The 21,191-nt window shown below is 66.0% G+C and carries 22 protein-coding genes and 2 pseudogenes; 8 read left to right on the plus strand and 16 right to left on the minus strand.

The features are described 5' to 3' along the window. Positions 1–41 precede the first annotated feature (41 nt). Complete coding sequence (locus VGI62_RS18905; RefSeq protein WP_331506108.1) at positions 42–560, minus strand: hypothetical protein; 519 nt, start codon at positions 558–560, stop codon at positions 42–44. Between the two features lie 224 nt (positions 561–784). On the opposite strand from VGI62_RS18905, the gene VGI62_RS18910 reads away from it, so the two are divergent. After that, the gene (locus VGI62_RS18910) at positions 785–1,102 is read left to right on the plus strand and encodes a hypothetical protein (RefSeq protein ID WP_331506109.1); all 318 of its coding nucleotides are present in this window, start codon (positions 785–787) and stop codon (positions 1,100–1,102) included. Here VGI62_RS18910 and VGI62_RS18915 read toward each other — a convergent pair whose 3' ends face one another. The 5 genes from VGI62_RS18915 to sfsA form a co-directional block, all read right to left on the minus strand. After that, entirely contained in the window at positions 1,103–2,800 is a 1,698-nt protein-coding gene (locus tag VGI62_RS18915) for a hypothetical protein (RefSeq protein WP_331506110.1), read from the minus strand. A gap of 91 nt (positions 2,801–2,891) precedes the next feature. Then, complete coding sequence (locus VGI62_RS18920) at positions 2,892–3,500, minus strand: hypothetical protein (RefSeq protein ID WP_331506111.1); 609 nt, start codon at positions 3,498–3,500, stop codon at positions 2,892–2,894. Positions 3,501–3,538: 38 nt separating this feature from the next. Next, positions 3,539–4,378: a type I methionyl aminopeptidase gene (gene map / locus VGI62_RS18925; protein WP_331506112.1), complete on the minus strand. Its 840-nt coding sequence runs from the start codon at positions 4,376–4,378 to the stop codon at positions 3,539–3,541. Positions 4,379–4,645: 267 nt separating this feature from the next. After that, positions 4,646–4,864, minus strand: coding sequence for a hypothetical protein (locus VGI62_RS18930; RefSeq protein ID WP_331506113.1), 219 nt, complete (start codon positions 4,862–4,864; stop codon positions 4,646–4,648). Positions 4,865–4,896: 32 nt separating this feature from the next. Continuing rightward, complete coding sequence (sfsA, locus tag VGI62_RS18935; protein WP_331506114.1) at positions 4,897–5,610, minus strand: DNA/RNA nuclease SfsA; 714 nt, start codon at positions 5,608–5,610, stop codon at positions 4,897–4,899. A gap of 54 nt (positions 5,611–5,664) precedes the next feature. On the opposite strand from sfsA, the gene VGI62_RS18940 reads away from it, so the two are divergent. The 3 genes from VGI62_RS18940 to VGI62_RS18950 all read left to right on the plus strand — a co-directional run bounded on the left by VGI62_RS18940 (position 5,665) and on the right by VGI62_RS18950 (position 8,465). Beyond that, positions 5,665–6,432 (plus strand): competence/damage-inducible protein A, encoded by a 768-nt coding sequence (locus VGI62_RS18940; RefSeq protein ID WP_331506115.1) that lies wholly within the window; start codon positions 5,665–5,667, stop codon positions 6,430–6,432. Positions 6,433–6,555: 123 nt separating this feature from the next. Further along, positions 6,556–6,825 (plus strand): hypothetical protein, encoded by a 270-nt coding sequence (locus tag VGI62_RS18945; protein WP_331506116.1) that lies wholly within the window; start codon positions 6,556–6,558, stop codon positions 6,823–6,825. A 686-nt stretch (positions 6,826–7,511) separates the two neighbouring features. Beyond that, on the plus strand, positions 7,512–8,465 hold the full coding sequence (locus VGI62_RS18950; RefSeq protein ID WP_331506117.1) for an alpha/beta hydrolase: 954 nt from the start codon (positions 7,512–7,514) through the stop codon (positions 8,463–8,465). 373 nt (positions 8,466–8,838) lie between these two features. Here VGI62_RS18950 and VGI62_RS18955 read toward each other — a convergent pair whose 3' ends face one another. Beyond that, positions 8,839–9,552, minus strand: coding sequence for an SDR family NAD(P)-dependent oxidoreductase (locus tag VGI62_RS18955; RefSeq protein ID WP_331506118.1), 714 nt, complete (start codon positions 9,550–9,552; stop codon positions 8,839–8,841). A gap of 262 nt (positions 9,553–9,814) precedes the next feature. Here VGI62_RS18955 and VGI62_RS18960 point away from each other — a divergent pair. Together VGI62_RS18960 and VGI62_RS18965 are read left to right on the plus strand one after the other, a co-directional pair. After that, positions 9,815–9,928, plus strand: a pseudogene (locus VGI62_RS18960) (IS110 family transposase); the annotation flags it as partial. Between the two features lie 1,218 nt (positions 9,929–11,146). Next, a complete protein-coding gene (locus VGI62_RS18965) occupies positions 11,147–12,493 on the plus strand; it encodes a histidine kinase (protein ID WP_331506119.1) in 1,347 nt (448 codons plus the stop codon). A gap of 15 nt (positions 12,494–12,508) precedes the next feature. On the opposite strand, the gene VGI62_RS18970 is transcribed toward VGI62_RS18965, so the two are convergent. Next, the gene (locus tag VGI62_RS18970) at positions 12,509–13,213 is read right to left on the minus strand and encodes a DUF3313 family protein (RefSeq protein ID WP_331506120.1); all 705 of its coding nucleotides are present in this window, start codon (positions 13,211–13,213) and stop codon (positions 12,509–12,511) included. Positions 13,214–13,230: 17 nt separating this feature from the next. Then, the gene (locus VGI62_RS18975; protein ID WP_331506121.1) at positions 13,231–13,836 is read right to left on the minus strand and encodes a DUF4136 domain-containing protein; all 606 of its coding nucleotides are present in this window, start codon (positions 13,834–13,836) and stop codon (positions 13,231–13,233) included. Between the two features lie 150 nt (positions 13,837–13,986). Between VGI62_RS18975 and VGI62_RS18980 the strand changes: the two genes are divergently transcribed. Next, positions 13,987–14,316, plus strand: a complete 330-nt coding sequence (locus tag VGI62_RS18980; protein WP_331506122.1) for a DUF1622 domain-containing protein — start codon at positions 13,987–13,989, stop codon at positions 14,314–14,316. On the opposite strand, the gene VGI62_RS18985 is transcribed toward VGI62_RS18980, so the two are convergent. The 7 genes from VGI62_RS18985 to VGI62_RS19015 form a co-directional block, all read right to left on the minus strand. Continuing rightward, entirely contained in the window at positions 14,307–15,275 is a 969-nt protein-coding gene (locus tag VGI62_RS18985; RefSeq protein ID WP_331506124.1) for a formylglycine-generating enzyme family protein, read from the minus strand. The two genes, VGI62_RS18980 and VGI62_RS18985, sit on opposite strands and share 10 nt — an antisense overlap. A 4-nt stretch (positions 15,276–15,279) precedes the next feature. After that, the gene (locus VGI62_RS18990) at positions 15,280–15,750 is read right to left on the minus strand and encodes a DUF202 domain-containing protein (RefSeq protein ID WP_331506125.1); all 471 of its coding nucleotides are present in this window, start codon (positions 15,748–15,750) and stop codon (positions 15,280–15,282) included. Between the two features lie 423 nt (positions 15,751–16,173). Then, positions 16,174–16,812, minus strand: coding sequence for a hypothetical protein (locus VGI62_RS18995; RefSeq protein ID WP_331506126.1), 639 nt, complete (start codon positions 16,810–16,812; stop codon positions 16,174–16,176). An 11-nt stretch (positions 16,813–16,823) separates the two neighbouring features. Further along, positions 16,824–17,603: a DUF2092 domain-containing protein gene (locus VGI62_RS19000; RefSeq protein ID WP_331506127.1), complete on the minus strand. Its 780-nt coding sequence runs from the start codon at positions 17,601–17,603 to the stop codon at positions 16,824–16,826. Continuing rightward, positions 17,600–19,000, minus strand: coding sequence for a DUF1254 domain-containing protein (locus tag VGI62_RS19005; protein WP_331506128.1), 1,401 nt, complete (start codon positions 18,998–19,000; stop codon positions 17,600–17,602). The genes VGI62_RS19000 and VGI62_RS19005 overlap by 4 nt, the downstream gene beginning before the upstream one ends. A 151-nt stretch (positions 19,001–19,151) precedes the next feature. After that, entirely contained in the window at positions 19,152–19,787 is a 636-nt protein-coding gene (locus tag VGI62_RS19010) for a response regulator transcription factor (RefSeq protein WP_331506129.1), read from the minus strand. A 261-nt stretch (positions 19,788–20,048) separates the two neighbouring features. Continuing rightward, a complete protein-coding gene (locus VGI62_RS19015; protein WP_331506130.1) occupies positions 20,049–20,759 on the minus strand; it encodes a superoxide dismutase in 711 nt (236 codons plus the stop codon). Positions 20,760–20,968: 209 nt separating this feature from the next. Here VGI62_RS19015 and VGI62_RS19020 point away from each other — a divergent pair. Next, positions 20,969–21,191, plus strand: a pseudogene (locus VGI62_RS19020) (hypothetical protein); the annotation flags it as partial.

Below are 21,191 nucleotides of genomic sequence, written 5' to 3' on the forward strand. Positions count from 1 at the left end.
CAGGGCGATTGCCGAACGCAAGGTTGGCTAAGCCGATCGGGTCAGCTCTTATCTAACTCATCGGCCTTCGCGGTGATCCAGGTCACAAGGTCCCAGGCGTTGCGGATAGCGAGCAGCAGCAGCGCCAGCAGGCTGGCCGCGATCCCCCTGGCGGCCCAGGCCGGCGAAAGCCAGACCGCGGCGGCGGAAATCGCCAGCGCACTACAGAGAGCCAGGGGCGCGATGCCATAGGCCAGGATGTCGGACCAGTGCGTCGCCTGGACGGACCTGATCCCGAACATCAACAGCGCGCGTGCGGCAAACCCCAGGCAGGCGAGCGCGCAGGCGCCGAAGATCACGCCGTCGATTGTTAAGGACAAGCTGGGCGCAGTGGCCACTGCGCTCAGCACCAACACCATCGCCAGGTGAGCGACCGTTGGGGTCATGTAGACCCCTGTGGTGCGCAGCTTCGTCGCCGCATCGCCACCGCGGATCAGGGTGACGACGATGAAGAGAAGCCCGATCAGCGCGCCGGCCGCGCCGCCGATCATCAGGTAGAAGCTATCCCAGCCCTCGAACATGCCGCCAACCTAGCCGTGAGCCTCGTCGGCGCGAAGGCCCCCCTGGCTGGACGACGCCGATGCCAGAGCCTTGAGGTTGAACTAGGTCGCGGCCACCAGGTGGTCGGCCTGGCGATGCAGCGTCAGCATCAAGGGCGATCGTGGCTTTGCGGCATCGAACGCTCGCCGCTTTTTTCCGCCCGCCTATGGCGCGGAGAAGCGCGCGCAGGAGCACATGAAGCACAATGTGCGCGCGGGGCGCGGACATCTACCTGATCAAGATACTGGGTCTGGCCCGCACGCTCGGACACAAGGTCACAGTTGTGTTCCCGCCGGTCAGGTCAGACTACCGCCGCCACGTTCCGCAAGAGGTTAACGCCATTTTCACGGGCGTTGTCGAACTGAAGAACAACTTCGACTTCGAGTGTGAAGTGGCAAACTACTTCGACGACCCGATCATCCTCGACGAGTATTTCGGTGGTTTCGACCATCTGCTCCCGGTCGGCAAGGGGACGGCGATCATCAGCGACGAGCCGGCAAGTTCCGTACGCGCGGCCCCCTAGCTAGGTCAGGTCGAGCGGAACCTTGGCGAGGTCGCCGCGCCAGATCTGGCGTGCCTTTTCGAGATCGGCGCGGGCAGCCTTGTCCTTGCCCATCCGGCCCTCTGCGAGGCTGAGGATGCGCAGCGCCAGCGCATCGTCTGGCCAGCCTGCAAGGCTGGCCCTGGCCTCCTTGGCCGCGTCGGCGTTTCTCCCGGCCTTGAGGTCTGCGGCGGCCACGCTACGGCGGACGGGATACCACCAGGGCGGCGGGTCGAAATTGTCTGCGATCGGGAAGGCTTTTTCCTGGCGGGCGGCAGCTTCGGCGAAGTGCTCGGCCGCCTTGGCGGGCTGATTGTCAAGGAGCGCGGCGCGGCCCGAAAGGACCCCCGAGGCTATCATCGCGAGACTGACGTTGCTGGTCTCGTTGGCCTTGGCGGCCTCGGAGCTGAGATGCTCGATGGCCTCGGCCTCGGCACGTACCGCGTCCGCCTCGCCTCGCGCCGCGAAGGCCTCGCCGCGGGCATAGTGGCGGTAGATCCTGACCACGCGAAGCTCGCCGGGCTGCTCGGCGAGCGCCAGCGCTCTGGCCGGGGCAAACCGGCCATAGGCGACCATGCTCTTGGCGTCGGCTGTGGCGCGACGATTGCCTGGCGTTTCGACCCGGGCGATTCCGGGCGGCACGACGAGCGGGCTCCGGTCGTCAGCCGGGAAGGCGATGTCCGCATGGTCGGCGTACTTCACCGCGAGCTTGCCGTCACCCGCCATCAGGGCCCCGGCGAGGCCGAAGGTGAAGTTGTGCAGGTAGTACATCTGGGCGCTGAGCGGGCCGGGGTAGGCCAGTCTCGCATGGACATCGGCGTCGACCTTGAGGGCCTCGGCGTCGACGATGGCGACACGTTCGTACTGCCCCACGTGCATCAGCGTGTGGGCGGCCATGTGCACCAGATGGCTCGCGCCCGGAGCCAGACCGGCGAGCTTGTCGGCGTAGGGAAGCGCGTCCGCCGGGTGGCCCGCAAACTCGGTGGCGTGGATGTAGTAGTGGATCGCGGCGGTGTCGTCAGGACGGCGGGCAAGCACCGTCTTCAGGATCTCAAGGGAGCGCGGAACTCCGGAATAGTCGTCCTGACGCGCGGGGATCAGCAAAGCATGGACCGCCAGCTCGGCGATCTGGTCGTCGGACGGGAAGCGCCGAACGAGGTCGTCCATCGCCTTGCTGTAGGCCGCGGTGCGTTTGGCGTCGGGCGTCTCCTTGCCGTAGCGAAGCTGCAGCGCCTCGATAAGCGCTGCGGTGCGGTTGTCGCCCGGTTTGACCAGCCTGTGTGCGGCCTCGACGTGGGAGAGCGCGAGCGCCGTCTGCGCCGGTGTCACGCCGTAGTTCAGCGTCGGGCCCAGTGACAACGCCACGCCCCATTCGCAAAGCGCGCAATTCGGATCGAGCTCGGCCGCCTTGGCAAAGGCGGCGATGGCTTCGTTGTGGTTGAAGGCGTGGTAGAGATTGAGGCCTTCGTCGTACCAGGCCTGCGCCTGGGAATTGGCGGTGTCGGCCGGTGAGGCGCCGTTACCGACGCCGCTGAGCATCACCGCCTTTGTGTTGCCGCCCAGCGGCCCGGGATGCTCAGCGCCGCAGATGTAGCCGATGCCGAGTGCGGTTGCGTCAGCGCGTATGGCTGTGGGCACAGCCAATGTGACGGCGGCGAGCGCTGCGGCTGCGACTTTCATTGCGATCCCTTCACCGGGGCGATCCCTTCACCGGGCGACGGCGGCGGAGGTTCGGGCGTTTTTACCGGTTCGGCAAGGGTGGTCGCGGCGCTCAGGGATTGAACTCATGCGCCTCGTCTCGGCGACAAGCCTTCACCGGCGTGTGGCGGAAGTTGGTCACCGCCCAGCACTCCTCGAAGACCGAGCAGTAGCAGTACTCGATGTGCCATGTTGGGATCGTCTGGTCGAGCCTGTCCCAATAGGCGGAATTTGTGGGCGTCTTGCTGATCCGGAAGACGAATTGATTGTCCTTGGCCGCGATGAAGCGACTCGGCACCGAGTTGCGGAGCCAATGCAGCGACGCCGTCGCGGGCCCGGCGTCCTGGGGGCCGATAGCCGTGGCGATCAGATCCGGGACCGAGGTGACGTATCGGCCCCCGACGCGAATCCTCAGGCTCTGCTCGTCTGCGGGCCCGATACCGTTGTTCAGGAAGTCGACCGATATGCGTTCGGCTCCGTCCGGCGTTGCGTCGCTGCTGACGCCGATCAGGTAGGGGAAGGAGTTGGCCTTCACCATCCTGTTCTCGATCTCGCCGTTTCGCAGCGCGATGAAGATCGAACAGACCGACACCACCAGCGCCGAAATCGCTGTGACCCATTCCAGCCACCGCGGAAGGGCGCCGCCGCGCGGGTGGTGGGGCGGTTCGATGTCGAGGCTCATGCAGCCGAGCTAAACGAGTTGTGCCCGTCTCCGCAATATCAGGCGCTGATCACCGGTGGCTTGAAGAGGCCTGTGGGCGAGACTGTGAACACCTCGCAACCGGTCTCGGTGACGCCGATGGAATGCTCGCACTGTGCCGATAGCGACTTGTCGCGGGTGACCGCCGTCCAGCCGTCGGACAGCAGCTTCACCTGGAATTTGCCCAGGTTCACCATCGGCTCGATGGTGAAGAACATCCCAGGCCGCAGCAGCTCGCCGGTGCCCGGTTGGCCGAAATGCAGAATGTTGGGCGCGTCGTGGAACACCTTGCCCACGCCGTGGCCGCAGAAGTCGCGGACAACCGAGCAGCGCATGCTCTCGACGTAAGACTGTATGGCGTGGCCGATGTCGCCGGTCCGCGCGCCGGGCTTCACGACGGCCAAGCCCCGCTCAATGGCCTCGTAGGTGACGTCGATCAGTCGCTTGGCGCGGTGAGCAACGGGGCCCACGCCGTACATGCGCGACGTGTCGCCGTGCCAGCCGTCGACAATGACCGTGACGTCGATATTGGCGATGTCGCCCTCGCGCAACGGCCGCTCGCCCGGGATGCCGTGGCAGACGACGTGATTGGCGCTGATGCAGACTGTCTTGGTGTAGCCACGATAGCCCAGGCAGGCGGGGAGCGCCCCATGGTCGAGAATGAACTCGCGGGCGAGCGTGTCGAGATGGTCGGTGATTACGCCCGGGACCACATGCGGGGTCAGCATGTCGAGGCATTCGGCGGCAAGCTTGCCGGCGGCGCGCATGCCGTCGAAATCCGCGGGGCCGTGGATCTTGATCTGCCCGGTCCGGTGATCGGCGTCGGCCCAGTCAAGCGGGGAGGTGTCGAGGTCAGCCATGGCGTCAGTCCCGCGGCACGGGCCGCGCTCATTCAAAAATCGGTTAGCCCCGGAAGGGGCCGTCTTATGTCGCAACGATAGCACGGAAGTTCAACGGGCGACTCATGCCGCCCAGCAGCTCGCCCGGCGGCCCCCGGTGGAAATGCTGACCGGCGCCTTCTTCGGGCCAGTAGCGGTTGATCATGACGCCGGGCTTGCGTTCGCCGCGTCGCTCCTGGTGGCCGCGGGGGGAAGACCGCACGGCTGACGCCGTTTCGCCCTGGCGGGTCAGCCCCTGATCTGGCGGGTATTGCTCCACACCACCTGGGCGATGCCGACGGTGGCAAGGATCGCGCCGTAGACCACCCAGTGCGGGTCGCCGACCATGAAGCCGACGCGGAAGGCGATGTTCAGACCCTGCAGCATCCAGACGCAGCCCATGGCGACCATCAAGAGGCCGACAAGGGTAGAGACGATCCGCATGACGATGTTGAAGGTATTGCGCATAGGCTTCTCCGGGGTCCGACCGCGGCGAAGGTCTACCCATTTCCGTTGCCGCGCCAGGGGATGGCTTGGGCGATGCGAACGCCAGTCAGGCTGATCGCACAGGTTCGGACCAGCACCTCAACGCCACGCGCGGCGGCCTGCGTCAGGCCCCTGGCGTAGGCGGGGTCCAGGTCGTGGCAGGCCGCAAACGCGTCGCAGTCGGAGCGCTGGACGACGAACAGCATGACCGCGCGCTGGCCGGCATCGACCATGGCGGTGAGTTCCTTCAGGTGCTTGAGCGAACGGGCGGCGACACAATCCGGGAACTCGGCAAGTGTGCCTGCGCGGCGCAGGTGGCAGTTCTTCACTTCCAGCCAGCAGGGCGCCCGCTCAGGGGCCTCCAGCAGGAAGTCGACGCGGGAGTTCTCGCCATAGCGTACCTCGCGGCGGTGGGTGGCGTAGCCGGTGAGCTCTGGAATGGCGTCGGCCGTCAGGGCCTCGGCGACCAGGCGGTTGGGGTGCATGGTGTTGATCCCCACCAAGCCGCCGTCGGCTTCAACCAGTTCGAGGGTGTGGGCGAGCTTGCGTTTGGGGTTGTCGGAGTAGGAGATCCAGGCCCGCAGGCCCGGGGTGTTGAGACCAAGCATTGCCCCGGGATTTGGGCAGTGCGCGGTGACCTCAGTCCCGTCGTCGAGCGCCACGTCGGCGAAGAAGCGCTTGTAGCGCTGCACAAGTACGCCGCGCGTGAGCGGTTGCGGGAAGTCCATGTATGGCTTTAGTCCGGAGTTCGGAAGCATCGGATGTAGGCGAGGGATCGGCGGATGGCGAGTGGCGACGAAGGGCGGGTCACCGCAGCGGTGCTGATCATCGGTGATGAGATCTTGTCGGGACGCACACAGGACACCAACCTGCGCGACATCGCCCGCTATTTGGGCGTACACGGCGTCGACCTCGCCGAGGCCAGGACGGTGCCGGACCTCCACGAGGAGATCGTGGCGGCGCTGGATGCGCTGCGCAAACGCTACGACTATGTGGTCACAACCGGCGGCATCGGACCGACGCACGACGACATCACCGCCGATGCAGTGGCCGCCGCGTTCGGAGTGGAACTCCACGAACACCCCGAGATCATCGGTATGATGAGGGCGCGCTGGGGCGGGGAGTTGAACGCCGCCAGGCGCCGAATGGCCCGGGTGCCGGTGGGCGGCGAACTGGTGAAGAACCCCGTGCAGGGGCCACCCGGCTTCACCATCGGCAATGTCTTTGTGCTCGCCGGCGTGCCGCAGATTATGCGTGGCATGCTGGAAGACGTGGGGCCCAGACTCAGGGGCGGGGCCGTGACGGTCTCGCGCACCGTGCGCGTCGAAGGCTCAGGCGAGGGCGCCATCGCGGCGCCCCTGGAAGCGGTGGCCAAGGCGCACCCGAGCATGTCGCTAGGCAGTTATCCGTTCTTCGGCGCCGACGGCTACGGCTCGAACCTGGTCCTGCGCGGGCGCGATCCCGACGAGCTCACCGCCACCGTGGGCGAGCTGATGGAGGCGCTGCGCGGCGCCGGCATCGACAACGTGCGTGAGGTCGAGGCGGCATGATCGGGCGGCGGATCGTCGTTCATCCGGTTGTTCCCGGATCGACATTCGAAAATGCACGAATTGGAACGGCCATAGCGATCCGCTATGCGTCCTCTCACAGATTCTTCCGGAGCGTGATGTAAGATGATTGGCGTAATCCTTGCGGCGGCAGTCCTTCTGGCCGACACCACCGCTGCCTTGCAGCCGGCCACCGACGCGCCCCAACCGGCCAAGCCGGCGCCGGCGGCCGCGGCGGCCAAGCCCAAGACAGATGACTCGACGACCCTGATCTGCAAGACCGAGGTGGTGGTGGGCTCGCGCCTGGGGGTCAAGCGCTGCCGGACGAAGGCCGATATCGATATGCAAAGGTTCGAGGACCGCCAGGCGCTCGAGCGCGCCCAGATCCACCAGTAACGGCGGCGACTGGCCACAACCGATTCCACGGCCTTTCGGCAGTTCCGGCGCGCCGAAGCCCGCCTATCGCTTCAGGCAAGGTGGCCATCGCGGTTGGTTCTCGCCCGGGGAGTATTGGACGCTCTTCAGGCCACCTGCGAACGGGCGAAAAACCCGAAGAAAGAGCGCCGGCTTCAGGAGTACGCTGGCGAACGCCTAAGGCGCGCTCTGCGCGAATGCGCCAATCTCTGTGGACGCGGCTCGCCCGGCTGTGGCAAGCCAGAGCCGTCACGCGGGCGTGGCGGAATTGGTAGACGCAACGGACTTGGGCTTCGGCTTCGAGTGCGCCGGGGGAAACCTCGGACGTAGAACCGCTCAAATTCGGGGAACCCTGTCAGTGGGAATCCCGAGCCAAGCTCCGGAAGGGATCTTCCGGGGAAGGTGTAGAGACTAGACGGGCGGCGCCTACGGCCTTCGGGCTATGGCGAAGGGATAGTCCAGACCACGAACGCTCTCGGGCGGCGGCGAAAGCCGAAGTGGTACGAAAATCCGTAGGGCCGTGAGGCTCGTGCCGGTTCGACCCCGGCCGCCCGTACCAACCAACGAAGTTACTCCATCCTGAAATCGGCAGATGATGCGCGTGACGGTGTTGGCGTCCTGCCTTCCGTGCGGCTAGGCTCCAAAGAAAAACAACAGGGGAACCTTTGGTGAAGAGGCTCTGGAGTGCGGCGCTCGCCTTCCTATTGGCTGTCGGCGCCGGCCCCGCCGTGGCGCAGGCTCCGACGCGGCCGGCCGGCGACCCCGGCCCGCCGCTCAGCGGCTATCCTCGTAGCGCCCTTCGAGCGCCTACGCCCGCAGAACTGAAGACAGCCACCTATGTCCGCGATGTCATCTACGGCCACCGCGACGGCATGGCGCTCACCTACGACGTCTTCAAGCCGGTGAAGAACGCCAACGGCGCGCTCGTGGTCAATATGGTGTCCGCCGGTTGGAATTCGTCATGGGCCCCGCCGGAAGAACGCCAGGCCCGCTATCAGGCGCTGATCGACAAGGGCTTTACCGTGGTCGCGCTTTACCACGCGTCGGCGCCGCGCTTTCAAGTTCCTGACGCGGTTGCGGACGTCCGGCTCGGGATGCGCCACATCAAGCTGCACGCCGCCGACTATGGCGCCGACCCCGCGCGGATCGGCGTGTGGGGCGCGAGCGCCGGAGGCCATCTGGCCCTCGTCGCCGGCATGATGGCCGATGACGGAAACCCGGCAGCCGCGAACCCCCTGGAGCATTCAGGCAATCGCATTGCGGCCGTCGTCGCCTACTTCCCGCCCACCGACCTGGCCGCGCTCCTCCAGGGCCGCCCCAAGGTCGGCGCCATCGCTTTCGACGACAAGCTCCTTGCCTCGGTCTCGCCCATCCTCAGCGTCGATGCACGCGATCCGCCGACGCTGATCCTACAGGGCGACGCCGACAGAGGCGTGCCGCCTGCGCAGGCCGAATCCATGCATGTAGCCCTCGACAGGGTTGGGGTCGAAAACAGGCTGAAATTGTTCGCAGGCGCCGACCACGATTTCTACGTCAGGGGCGACCCGGCCAAGACCGACGCCTATGCCATCGACGCCATGAACGAGATGGTTGCTTGGTTCGAAAGCCACCTCAGGAAATAGTCCTGCGGCAGACTCTCCTAGGGGCGAGACGGGTTGAATCCGATCTCTGTAGCGCGGGGCGCTCGAAGGTCTGGTCCTTGGACTGAACCCAATGTCTTCTTGTGGCGGATTGTGTTGAAAAAGGTCGAAATCGGGGCACCCGAAAAATACCCCGAAACGCCGATGTCGGCGAAGATGTGAGTGCGATGCCACAGCGCAGACGCTAGCGGGTTCACCCAGGCCATCACCTTGATCGCGTGAGGTCCCCCGCGGCCTTTTTTGATCAGCCCGTCCATGACCCTGAATTCCGAGGGGGCGGAACGAAAATGGGGTTATTCAACACATCGGCGCTGAGCGGGCCTTGGACGTCACCATTCAACAAGGGCGCTGGGCGTCACCAGGGCGCCGTCCGGGCCTGGCGGTCGAGGAACCGCAGGCCCGGCGCTCCTCGCTGCTCGATGAGCACGTTGACGATCTGCGGCATGGCCTCTTCGACGCCCACCGGCGCGTCAGGACCGCCGAGTTCGGTGCGGATCCAGCCTGGCGCCATCAGGACCATGGCCGGCCCCTCGCCAGCGTGGCGCCCGGCGTAGCTGGCCATAGCCTGGTTCAGCGCAGCCTTGCTGGCGCGGTAGACGTCGTTCACGCCGTTGGCGTTGTTGGCGATACTGCCTTGCCCGGAAGACATCACACCGATCACGCCGTCGGGTCGGGCAAGGACGCCAAATGCTTCCACCGCGCGCATGACGCCCAAGACGTTTGTGATCATCACTTGCGCGAATTCGTCCGTGGAAACGTCCGCCATCGTATCTGCTGGCCGTCGATTGACGATCCCTGCGTTGATGAAGACCACATCAAACTGCCGGGCGCAGAGGCGGTCGCGCAGGGCCAAGATCTGGTCGTGATCGGTCATGTCGAGCGTCTCGATCTCGACGTTGTCGGGGTGTTCGGCCGCCAATTCGTGAAGTGGCGTTCGGACAGCTCGAACAGTGCCAAGGACGCCCCAGCCCCGCGCGGCGAACTCGGCCGCCATCGCATGACCCAGGCCGCGGGACGCACCGACGATGAGGACCGAGCGGACGTTATCCGCTGCCGTAGAACTGCTCACGCTCCGACCTTTCGCAATGGTCAGCTGAGCATATCCACCGCATGCCGGTACGTCGCCAGATGTCCTGTTCCGCGTCGGATCCAAGTTCCGCTCCGGGCGCGCTGCGGACCGAACGCGTCCACCGAACGCGTCCACATGGGTAATCGGGAGCGATAGGCCCACTCTTCCGGTTCACAATGAGAGGCGGTGGTTGTTCCCCGATAGGATGGAAGTACGGGCTCACGACTGGAAGCCGGGCCCAAGCATCGAACGGAGAACAACCATGGGCGAGTATATTGGTCTCGACGTTTCGTTGAAAGAGGGGCGATTTCTGTGCGGCGTGACGGCCTGCGGATTTGGCGCGGCAAGTGCCCATCGGATCCTCGCCTGCTGGCCGAGGTGATCCGCATAACTCCTGCTAACAGGAGGACAGCGATGGGTCAGGCGGTTACGATCAGATCCGCAGAACGGGCCCTTTGGCGATGTCCATCACCTGACGCGCCTTCTCCTGCGGGATGATGTAATCACCTGACGCGCCTTCTCCTGCGGGATAGAGAGATGCGGCCTATCCCGGTAGGTCCGCTCGCCGCCCCGAACCGACATGGCGAGCGCCCGCTCGTCGTGCCGATGAACCCGAAGGGTCGTCGAACGCGGTCTTAGGCTTCGGGGTCGATTTTGCCCGTTGGTGAGCGGTGGAACCACGAACGCCGCGCGGAGGCAGGGCGAGTTCTGGAGCTGACTACAATGGCCACTCGTGGCGCGGAGTTGTCCATACTTGGCCACCGATCCCGGGGACTAGGCAGACGTCACGGAGACCGGGGAGGGCATCGCCCAAAAAACTGAGGGGCCGGCGGCGGCTATCGCCGGCCCCTCGCCGCGGCGCGCTTCGGGCCTGTTGGGAGGAGGGGCCCGGGGTGCGGATCAACACCGCGGCATCGCTTTGGCGCTTTTTTTGGAACGATGTTCTGCAGGCTCCAGCGCCGACGCAGCATCGAGATCGGTTTCGATCAGATCATTTCCACGGCTCCGGCGCGATCCGGTTGCGGCCCGAGCCCGACCTAGGTCGGCGCCCCAGATGACGTTCAAAAAAGCGGCCCTGCGCCGTGCGGCGCAGGGCCAGCCTGGAGTCCAGGCTCTCTCTCGTCCGCTGCGCCAAGGGGGATCAGCTTGCGACGGACGACATGGCACTCTGGCGCCGCGGCAGACAGCCAGACATCCGTTCGAACCCGGATATCGATTCGTCGGGTGCTTGAGGCTTTAGCGGCGGCGTCCGTGGGTTGTGGCCCGCCCGTGGCCGGAGGGCTCACCCAGGCCGGGCAACCTCACGGCAACAACCGGAGCGAGCAACGAGATCGGGTGAAATCCCTAGAAGATTCTTGCATCTTGCCGTTCACCTTGTGGCGACATCCATATTTCACCCGAGACACGAGTACACCTGAGGGTGTAGCGTTTCTGGGTTACTTACCCGAGGCGTGCGGTTGACGGCCTTGTGTCGAGGTCGAGTTCGCGTCCCCGGGCGACGGGAGGACGGGGCATGTCTCTAGCGCGCGAGGTTCGCAGCTTCGCGCCCATAGCGGGTGCGTACCAATCGATCTTTGAAGGGACGCCATGTCCGTTGGCTCTTGTCGCGCCTGGCCGGCCCGCGCCGCAGGTCGTCCGCTCGAACGCCGCCTTCGACCACGCATTCGGCCTGCCTCCTAGAGGCGCCGAGGGGCTTTGCATCGACAAGGTGTTCCGGGGCGCGGCGAGCCATCAACTGACAGAGGCCGTCGAACGCTGCTTTTCCGAAGGACTGCCGATCCATCTGCGGATCGCCGACGCCCCGACGGGCGAGATCATCCGCATCGAAGTGCAGGTCACGCCAATCGCACTGGAGGGAGCCCAGCTTGCGCTTCTCGGCGCTACGGAACTCAAGCCGCCGGCGCTTGCTGACCTCAACGAGGAGGGAGTGCTGGCCGAAATAGGCCCTCTCAGTCGCGGTCTGGTTTTCATTCGGGATCTCGGCGCGGGCCTGCTGCGCTACGGCCCACATCCGTTGACCCGCCTTTTGGCCCTGCCCCGGTGCGGGGTCGTTGAATCGAAATACATTTTGAGCCTGGTGCATCCGGACGATGTCGAAAGGTTCAAGGCGTTCGGCGCCGCCCAGTCCGTGGCGGCCGATGCTGCGGTCTCGGGCGACACCTTCCGACTTCGCCGGGCCGACGGCCGCTGGCTTTGGTTGAATCTCCGGACCCGGGTATTCACCCGCGATCAGCAAGGGGGCGTCCAAAGGGTGATTGGCGTCGCCAGCGACGTCACCGCCGAGCGCGAGCATGCTGCGGCTCTGGCAGAGGCGAGCCAGGCCCTCAGTAACGCCGAGCAGAACGAACGCCGCCGCATCGGCCGTGAATTGCACGACGCAACCTCCCAGCTCCTCGTCGCCGCCCGCTTGAACCTCGGTGCGGTGGAGCGGCGGGTCGAAGCCGCTCCGGATGTCATGGCGTTGCTCGATGAAGCCCGCAGGTCGATCGCCGAGGCCCAGAAGGAAATCCGCAACCTCTCCTTTTTCCTGCATCCGCCGTGGCTCGAAGTCGGCGGACTGCACAAGACGCTGAAGGAGTTCGCCGCAGGGTTCGGCGGGCGTACTGGATTGCAGATCTCGGTCGTCGCCGGCGGCCAGCCCCGCAACCTTTCGTCAGCCACGGAGCTGGCGCTGTTTCGCGTGGCCCAGGAAGCCCTGATGAACGTCTACAACCACGCCGGCGCCCAGTCGGCGAAGGTGCGGCTGAGTTACAAGAACGGCTCAGCGATCCTCGAGATTGAGGACGACGGCATGGGCCTCAATACTTCACCCGGCGCCCCGGTTACGCCGGGGGTAGGCATTTCGGGCATGCAGGCGCGCATGACGCAACTTGGCGGCTCCCTGACCCTGGGCTCCCGGGGAAAAGGCCTCCTGGTCCAGGCCGTCGCCCCGGCGCCCTAGAGGCCTGAGAGCGCGTCACTCCTTGGCGGCGGTCTGCTGCGCCCCACAAGGGCCGCCGGCCCTGGCCCTGAGCTCATTCAGCCCATTGGCCGCAGCCCTCGCCCAAGTTGTGAAGAGCCTGGAAAAATCCGCCCGGTTGGTTACGCGGTTGCGCAACGCTGAGGCGGTGTCGCCGGCGAGACGGCTATCCACTGCGCGCCCGAGGATCGCATCGGTCATCGAATCCCGCGCTTCCACGACGAGGGTCGCGGAACCGGCTTCCCGCGCGTAGCTGCGCGACCGCCCGGCTGTCATGCGATCGGGGGCCGAGACGGTGAGGTTTATGATGGCGGTGCTTACCTGCAGGACATCATGACCGGGGGCGTCTACGACCTGAAAGCCCGCAGCTGCGAATTCCCTGGCCAGGATCCCCGCGAACCCTGTCCGGGCTTCCTCCATTACCCTGTCTGCGTCGGCCTGGGTGATCCGCGAACTCAGGCCCACCGTTGATCGGTTGAAGTCGCGCATCCAGTTCTGTTGGAAGGCGACATGGGGCGCATCCAGCTTCACCTTCTTGTAGGCGCAGAAGTTCTCGCCCGGCAGCAGGTAAACCGCCCGCAGGTTTCTGGAGTCGACCCTGCTCAGGTTGTCCCAGGTGGCGGGTGGCGACGCGGAAAGCGTCGGGCCCGCGGAGGTCACCAGCAGGGCGGCGGCGATAGCGCCGAAGAGGGTTCTTTTCATGGATTATCTCCTGGTCGCTAGCCCGCCGTGGCGCCGGGCAGGGTCTTGGTCATATCGAGCAGGATGGCGTTCAGCCCTTCCTGGGTGGCGTCGCTGCTGTCGACGCGCTTGTCGGAAGTGGCGCGCCAGGCAAGCTTCCCGGAGGTCCTGTCCATCAGGTCGAGGATCAGGGTGCCCTGGGTGTAGTTGATGTTCCTCACGTCGACCTGCGGCGGCCCATAGAAGCCCCAGCCACCGACGCAGCCGCGGAAGCCGCAAGCCCCGCTGCTGCCGCCCCACGTATTGACCCGTGTCTCGGTACGGTTCTGCAGGCCGACGTGGAACGCCACCAAGATCTGAGCTTGCGTGGGATCATCGACCCGGCGGAATCCCCGTCCGGCCAGCGCCGTATCGACCGCAGTGCGCAGGCGCTCTTGGATGATGTCGTTGGAGACACGCGGGTCGGCGGCGGCGCGGGCCTGCTCGCTTATGGGGGCCCAGGCGTAGGTCGACCCGGGGCTGACGCCGACGCTCGAGGACTGCAGGACCGTGACGTTGCCGCCGGCCGTCTCGCAAGCGCTCAGCGCGACACCGGCGGTGAATGCAAGGAGGAGCACACCGAAGCGCGAGACCATAGCGGGCATGTTCCCACCTCCTTGTGACCCGCACGGCAAAGGAGCGGCGCGAGATCACAACAACCGACGATATGTGGACCCTCGCGCGCCTCTGCTGAATCGGGTGGAGACCTGAGAGCACACCTCATCGGCGCCTGTGATCGAAGCGAATTGCTGTCGGTGGTCTTTGTCGGCCTCGGGGCGGGCGAGGCGGCGCTTCGGACACTGTGGCGCTGGCGCGCCTATTCCGACCAGATGTTGAAGAAGGAAATCTGGTTGCGGTTCGCCGCATCGATCCTTCTCCCGCTCGAGTTTGCGCTCGCCGCCGATATCGCGCGGACGGCGATTGCGCCGACGCGGCAGGATATCGGCCGGCTGGCGGCGATCGCGGCCATCCGCACCGTCCTCAATTTCTTCCTGGGGAAGGACCTAAGGGAGGCCGAGGAAGATCGCCGCGGCGGCCGAACCGGCGCCCAGCCGGTAGCCTGGCCGGCGGCCGATCACCGCTGACGGCGTACGCAGCGGAAGCCCACATGCGAGGTCGATGTGTCGACTGGCTGTGCGTGGCGCGCGGCGGGCCGGTATCGCCGGCAATACGAGGGGGAGCAGAGGTGGGAGCCGCCCTTCAACACCTTCCGCGGGATCCGTATGCCCGGCAGGCGAGTGTCGATGCTTGCTTCACGCAGGCTTTCGGCCGGGTCGCCCGCCGAACAGCAAGGGCTTGCGGCTCCCTGACCCGGCGTAGCTGACCACCAGTCACTCGTCCATTCCCAGACGTTTCCGATCATGTCGTAGAGGCCATAGGCGTTCGGCGGATAGGTCCCGATTTTGGAGGTCCGTCGTTCAGTACTCGGCTTCAGGTTCTCGAACGGGAAGCGTCCGCGCCAGGTGTTGGCCATAGCCTTTCCGCCCGGCTCGAAGGTGTCACCCCAGGCGTATTCGACCTCGGCCAGACCTCCGCGTGCGGCGAACTCCCATTCCGCCTCTGTGGGCAGGTCGAGGCCGGCCCAATCGGCGTAGGCCCTCGCGTCGTCCCAGGCCACATGCACCACCGGGTGGTCGATGAGGCTCCTCAGATGGCTCCCCGGCCCGGTGGGGTGTCGCCAGTCTGCGCCCGGCGTGTAGCGCCACCAGCGCAGGGGCTCGCTCAGGGGCACGGCTTCGGCGGTGGGCGTGAATACCAGCGATGAGGGGACCAGCGTCTCTGGCCGGGCGCCTGGATACATATCCGGATCCGGCGGCAGCTCGGCCACCGTCGTCCACCCCGTCTCGTCGACAAAGCGGGCAAAGTCGCGGTTGCTCACCGGCTTGGCGTCGATCCAGAAGCCACCGACCTTTGCGGACCGCACGGGGGCTTCTTCAGGATAGTGGCGATCCGACCCCATACGGAAGATGTCGCCCTCGAGCCAGATCATCCCGGCGCGATGAGCGGTTGCGGCGTCTGTGGGGAAGGCGACAACGTCTCCCATGGCGCTAGCCGAATATGCGCCAGGCGATCGAGGCCAGCGCGGCCACGCCAATGAACAGCAGGACGCTGGCGACCACGAACGTAGGGGTCGCGCGGTACTGGATGGCGCGGTGAAGCAGGTGGGCGGAATACAGGCGCTCCCGGCGCATCGTCAGTTCACGCCCGAAACGCAGGTGGCCGAGGATGCCCATGATCAGCAGAACGATGCCCAACACCAGGAGCGAGATCCCCAGGCTGCGGGCCGTGCGGTGCGCGTCGGGAAGCAGGCCCTTCATCGCGAGCTGGTTGAAGGTCTGGTAGATCGTGAACCCGAAGGTGATCAGCGACAGTGACGTGCGCACGATGGACATCAAGGTCCGGTCGGCGCTCATGCGGGTGCGCTCGAAGGAAAGGCTTGTCCGGTTCGCGGAGAGCTCGACATTCGGGTCGCTCTTGATCAGCTGGATGACCGTCGGGTCGCTCTCGGTCTGAGACATCGACTGCCTCCCACTCATTTGGTGGGCCTCGAGTTCCCACCAGTATGAGGCGCGTGCGGTTGGGAATTTAAGGACCATAACCCACCGAAAAATCTAGAGTTGCCTCTGTCCTCTGGATTCGGAGGTCGCTCGGCCCCGTCCAATCGCCCGGGCAACTCCAGAACTCGGAGCACGGGCCTAACACAGCATCCCAACGGCCCAGCGGGGATCAGGTATCTCCCTAGGTTCGGGGCCAGCGGCGGCCCCATAGGCATCCAAAAGTCAGAACGGAAACGCAAAGGCCCCGCACGCGTACGTGCGGGGCCGATCCGTGGGCTCCCCGGAGAGGAGCTTGCGGGGGTCCGGCGTCATGGGGGGAAGTTCAGCGGACCGAGGACATCTGAACACGCCTTAAGCCCCGCGAAAATCAGGTTGAATCCGGGGTCAACCCGGACGATCTACCACGACATAGGTCACGTCCGACCCCTGATAGCGCGGCTCGTAGTAGACCCCACCGCAGCTGTAATAGGTCATGCTGGCGTAGGGGTAAGGGCTGCAACTCGGCGGCAGGGAATACATCATCGAGCCGACGACCGCCGAGGTGACGGCCGCGGTCGCCCCGATGGCGACGCCTGCCGCGATGGGGTGGTAGTGATCGTTCCAATTGTTGTTGCCGTAGCCGTAGCCGCCGTTGGCGTTGATGTTGACGTTGGTGTTTTGGATGTTGGTGCGGTTTCCGCCATTGACGTTCGTGCGGTTACCGCCGTTGACGTTGGTGCGGTTGCCGTTGTTGACGCCGCCCCGGGCGCCGCCCTGGACGTTGGTGGGCGCTGAAGCGCGTACGTTGTGGCCTCCGGCCCCGCCTGCGCCACCGCCGTAGGCGCCGCCCCCGCCGCGCGCACCGCCACCGCCCCCGCCCCCGCCACGCGCACCGCCACCGCTGTAGCCGCCGCCCCCGCCACGTGCGCCGCCGCCCCCGCCGCGCGCACCGCCGCCGCCGCGGGCGGCGTCGGCCGCCGTCGCCATAGCGGCGAGCAAAAGAACGCCACCGATAGCCGCCTTGGCCATGGAGCTGTGACGCATCGGAAGACTCCTCATTGTCCCGCCAGCCTGATCGCATGCGCGTCGGCTGGCGGCTTGAAAGCGAAGGTGTCAGCGGTGAACGTCGGGTGGAGGTCCCAATCCAGCGTGGCGACGAACTGCGGATGAGCAGGATCTTTCCGGTCGACGATGACCACCTTGCGCGGCAGTGGCTGATCGCCCCGCTGAATCCAGATTTGCCAGTCGGCGCTTTCCTGGCGGAATGCGTACTGGTCGGTCTCCACACCGTCGACGGTGGCTTGGCCGACCAGGAAACCCGAGGTCAACTTATTAAGTTGCTCCCCGCCCGGCTCAGCCCAGCGGAAGAGGTCGGCGAGGGGAAGTTGGATGCCGAAGCGTTCGTCGACCGCCTGGAGGGTCTGGCGGATGGTCGGGGGGGCGGCCGCGGTGGCGTAGAAGCCGAGCTTCGGGGCGTACACCGTGAGGTGCTTGCCATCATAGATGAAGTCCCGGGACTGGCGGTCCCAGGCGGTGCTGATCACGAACGCATCGGGACCTTTGACCTTGTAGGTGGTCACGCCGCCCGTCTGGATCTTCTCGCCGTCGTCCAGCACGAGATCGAGGTTGGCGTTGGACGTGACCTGGAACGGACCAAGGGCCGCAAGGTAGGCGCTCATGCGCTTCAAGGCTTGTGCGGATTCCGGGCTGACGTCGCGGACCATGCCGCCGGCGGCCGCAGGTGGCTTGTGCGCCGGAGCGGCCGGGGCCGAGGCGGCTGGAACGGCCATTCCAAGGGCCAAAGCGGCGCAGAGCGCCAGGAGAGGCGAGGTCATGGCGGAGGTGCTCCTGTGGAGTGAAGGGAGACGGGCCGCAACTCGTCGTCCGGAGACGGCTCCTCGGGCGGGTCGTTCCGCTCACTGTCCGATGCGGAAGTGCGCCGCGCGAAACCGGATCCGAGGCGCTCGACGGGCGGCATCCGCCAGGGTCCGCCCAGTGCGGTCGGCTTTGGCCAGTGCAGGTGGATGCTGAGGACAAAGCCGGCGGCTGGCGTTGGAAGCCAGTTGGGCCGCCAGGCCTCGGCAGGCGGCGTGCTCTGGATCAGTAGGTCCAGGGATCCGTCGCGGTTGAAGGCGAGTTCCTGGCGGTCGCCGAGGTTGCTTCGTTGCTGGCCGACCGGCCGTGGTGTCGTGGTCAGCGACCAGAAGGCTTCCACGGGCGGTGCGGCCTCAGGTGCGAAATGGATGCGGTAGCGTTCCGAGCCGTGCAGCGGCCGCGCAGATTCATCCACCTGACAGACCAGGGTGTGAATATCGGCGGGGAGGGGAGCGCCGAGGCACCGATAAGCCCGCGCCGCACGCATCAGCGGTCCCAGCCAGGACGGCTCAGCGCCGCACCGCGCCCGCCAGGAGCCTTCGGCCGGGTCCAGCTGCGCGGCGTCTCGGATTGATTTGAAAGCGTCGGTAAAGCCCTTGCGGACGGCGTCGCGCACGTGGACTGGCGAACTCGCCCGCTCGTTGAAGAGGCCCAGCAACTCCGACACCGAGGCGTTTACCGATTGGATCGCGTCGCGGACCCGGCCGGGAGCGCGGTCGATCAGCAGGTTGAACCTGTGCAGGAAGGCGTCCGGCTCCAGGTCCGCCACCCCTTGGATGCAGGTCGAGGTCGGCGGGTCGAGGCGCAGCATCGGACCGTGGGGGCCTGCGCGTCCGCCTTCCAGCCGCGCAACCGACTGCCGTTCCGCCAGGAGTTCAGCGGTCTTTCGGTCGGCGCCCGAACTGGCGCTGATGCGAGTGATCGCCCAGACCTGCTCGCTCGGCGCCCTGACCACTTCGAGATTTCCGGGGACTTCGCCCTGCCAGGAGGGACCTGCCAAGGCGATGTCGCCACCGCCGGCATGACCGGTTCGGGGTCCAAAACCGGCTATGGTGGCGCCGGCGGTGTCGATGAGGGCGAGGTTGAAATAGCGACCCTGCATGTCAGGCAACTGGAGAACGACAGGGCCCGTGGAAAGGTCGATCCAGGCTGTCGTCCCGGCGGTGAAGACGTCTTCGTCGGCGAGGCCAGGAGCGACGTCGGCCGGGTTGGCCGGCAAGTGCAGGATGCGGTTCAACCCGAGGGGATGCAGTTGGCGCACCGCGTCGGTGAGCACCATGGGAAATCCGGCCACGAAGACTTCGGCCGCCGTTTTGCGGACTTGATCGACCGACCCTGCGAAGGCGGATTGAGGCACCTGCACGCTCCGGAACGTGCCTTCAGGCTCCCTCAGCGCGGAGCTGTGACCAATCCGGGAAATCCCCAAGCGCTGGGGGCTCGAAGCCCTAGTGCCGCTGCAATTTTTTTCCGGCCGGCCTCTGGGGTCCGCCGACCCCCGATGGCCGCTTCTAAGGCTGGATCAAATTGTGCTTGATGGCGAAGCGCACGAATTCCGCGGCCGTTCTCGCGCCCGCCTTGCGCATGGCTGCCGAGCGATGGCTCTCCACGGTCTTGATGCTTATCCCGAGGAGGCGCGCGATCTGCTTGTTGGAGTTGCCTTCGGCGATCAGCTGGGCGACCTCCAGCTCTCGAGTGGTGAAGCTTTCCAACCGCCACCGCTTGCGCTCGTTCATGGCCGCGTCGAGGAGCAATTCGGAAACCACGGACGAAAAATACGGCCGGTTGGCGCCCAGCGCGGAGATCGCCGCTTCGAGGTGGCGCTCGCTGTCGGTCTTCAGCACATAACCGCGGGCGCCTGCGGCCAGGGCGCCGCTGACCGTCTCGTCGTCGTCGTGCATCGTGAACAGCAATACGCTCGTCTTCGGGCTGTCCTGCCTCAGTCGCCGCGTCAGGGCTACGCCGTTGAGCAACGGAAGCGAGAGATCCAGCACCGCGACGTCCGGCTTCTCGCGAAGCGCGATCTCAAGCGCTTGCTGCCCGTCGCCGGCCTCTCCAACGACCTCCCAGCCCGGGTGCGCCTCGATCACATCCCGTACGCCTTTCCTAACGATTTCATGGTCATCCGCAATCAGGATGCGCAGCATTCACGACTCCCCAGCCCGGATGATCGGACCCCTAGCCATAACCTCAATCAAACTGCGAGCGCATCGGGCGAAACCCCCATGCCCTTGCCGCCCGGAGGCCCCGGAGGGGTCATTCAGATTACGACCTTGGGTCGAACGCAACACTTAGACGTGTGAGCGCCTTATGCGAGGTGCTTGGCCCCGGTCCGACAACCGGGGCCAGCAACAGCGAAAGCCGGCCAGACGCGTCACGTTACGCAGGCTGAAAAGTCGGCCCCGTCATCAGGCCGGCGGCGGTTGGTCGCCGAGGCGGCGGGCGCCCTTGCGCGCGCCGGCGTCTTCGTTGGCGGCAGAGTCCGGATAGCGGAAGCCATCGCCGTGACCGTTCGAGGCGGCGAGCTGACGATCGGCGAAATCCCAGTCGACAGCCTCGTCGAGCCAACGTTCCAGGAATGTCTTCCGATCGTTTTTGTAGTCCAGGTAGTAAGCGTGTTCCCAGAGGTCGCAGACCAGCAGTGGGAACAGGCCGTCGCGAATGAGGGTGCTGTCCGCGTCGTGGGTTGAGATGACGCTCAGCCCCTGCGAACCCGTGACCAGCCAGACCCAGCCCGAGCCGAAGTGCTCGGCGCCCTCCGTCACGAAGGCGTCATTGAGCGCGCTCAATCCGCCAAACGAGCGTTCGATGGCGGCCTTCAATGCGGCAGAGGGCGGCGCAGGCCGACGCCCCGCGCCTCGGGGCGTCATGCACGGCCAGAAAAAAGCGTGGTTCCAGGCCTGAGCGGCGTTGTGGAACAGCTTGGCCGCACCCTTGCTGTGCGCTTCCCGGACGACCTCCTCAAGCGTGCGGCCATCCAGGCCGGCCTGCCGTGCGAGTTCGTTGGTTTTCTCCACGTAGGCCCTGTGATGCTTGTCGTGGTGGGTGTGCAGCGTCTCGGCCGACAGCGTCGGCTCCAGGGCGGCGTAGGCGTAGGGGAGCTTTGGGAGAATGAACATGCGGGGACTCCTTGAAGTCCCGTGAGAACCCACCGGCGTCCCGGGCTGTTCCGCAGTTCGTGAATCCCGGCGCCTCCAAACCCGGATCCGGGGGCGACCAAGGGACAAGGGCCGCCTTGCATGCATGCGACGCAATGTTGGTGTAACGTGGTCGGTCGAATATACGGTGTAAGGACTGCGCCGTGATTCAGGGTTTGGGGAGTTATCCGATGATGCGTGCGAAACTCGGCGTCTTGGCGCTCCTGGCCAGCACGGCGGCCGTGGCCGGCTGCTCCAGCAACGGGGTTTCGCCCAACGCGCTTGCGCAAGGGGCCAGTGCGACGGCGAGCGTGGCCGAGGCGCCGCGGCGGGTCGACAACTTCATGCTGGTGGACGCCGACATGGAGGCCCACGAGCTCTACCGGCTGGCCGACGCCAAGGCGGTGGTGCTGG

The sequence above is a fragment of the Phenylobacterium sp. genome (assembly GCF_036495085.1).
Classification (GTDB): Bacteria; Pseudomonadota; Alphaproteobacteria; order Caulobacterales; family Caulobacteraceae; genus Phenylobacterium.

Bases quoted from the DNA above. Each gene is read 5' to 3' on its own strand.
- VGI62_RS18905 (WP_331506108.1), bottom strand. From the start codon at position 560: ATGTTCGAGGGCTGGGATAGCTTCTACCTGATGATCGGCGGCGCGGCC.
- VGI62_RS18910 (WP_331506109.1), top strand. From the start codon at position 785: ATGTGCGCGCGGGGCGCGGACATCTACCTGATCAAGATACTGGGTCTG.
- VGI62_RS18915 (WP_331506110.1), bottom strand. From the start codon at position 2,800: ATGAAAGTCGCAGCCGCAGCGCTCGCCGCCGTCACATTGGCTGTGCCC.
- VGI62_RS18920 (WP_331506111.1), bottom strand. From the start codon at position 3,500: ATGAGCCTCGACATCGAACCGCCCCACCACCCGCGCGGCGGCGCCCTT.
- map (WP_331506112.1), bottom strand. From the start codon at position 4,378: ATGGCTGACCTCGACACCTCCCCGCTTGACTGGGCCGACGCCGATCAC.
- VGI62_RS18930 (WP_331506113.1), bottom strand. From the start codon at position 4,864: ATGCGCAATACCTTCAACATCGTCATGCGGATCGTCTCTACCCTTGTC.
- sfsA (WP_331506114.1), bottom strand. From the start codon at position 5,610: ATGGACTTCCCGCAACCGCTCACGCGCGGCGTACTTGTGCAGCGCTAC.
- VGI62_RS18940 (WP_331506115.1), top strand. From the start codon at position 5,665: ATGGCGAGTGGCGACGAAGGGCGGGTCACCGCAGCGGTGCTGATCATC.
- VGI62_RS18945 (WP_331506116.1), top strand. From the start codon at position 6,556: ATGATTGGCGTAATCCTTGCGGCGGCAGTCCTTCTGGCCGACACCACC.
- VGI62_RS18970 (WP_331506120.1), bottom strand. From the start codon at position 13,213: ATGAAAAGAACCCTCTTCGGCGCTATCGCCGCCGCCCTGCTGGTGACC.
- VGI62_RS18975 (WP_331506121.1), bottom strand. From the start codon at position 13,836: ATGCCCGCTATGGTCTCGCGCTTCGGTGTGCTCCTCCTTGCATTCACC.
- VGI62_RS18985 (WP_331506124.1), bottom strand. From the start codon at position 15,275: ATGGGAGACGTTGTCGCCTTCCCCACAGACGCCGCAACCGCTCATCGC.
- VGI62_RS18990 (WP_331506125.1), bottom strand. From the start codon at position 15,750: ATGTCTCAGACCGAGAGCGACCCGACGGTCATCCAGCTGATCAAGAGC.
- VGI62_RS18995 (WP_331506126.1), bottom strand. From the start codon at position 16,812: ATGCGTCACAGCTCCATGGCCAAGGCGGCTATCGGTGGCGTTCTTTTG.
- VGI62_RS19000 (WP_331506127.1), bottom strand. From the start codon at position 17,603: ATGACCTCGCCTCTCCTGGCGCTCTGCGCCGCTTTGGCCCTTGGAATG.
- VGI62_RS19010 (WP_331506129.1), bottom strand. From the start codon at position 19,787: ATGCTGCGCATCCTGATTGCGGATGACCATGAAATCGTTAGGAAAGGC.
- VGI62_RS19015 (WP_331506130.1), bottom strand. From the start codon at position 20,759: ATGTTCATTCTCCCAAAGCTCCCCTACGCCTACGCCGCCCTGGAGCCG.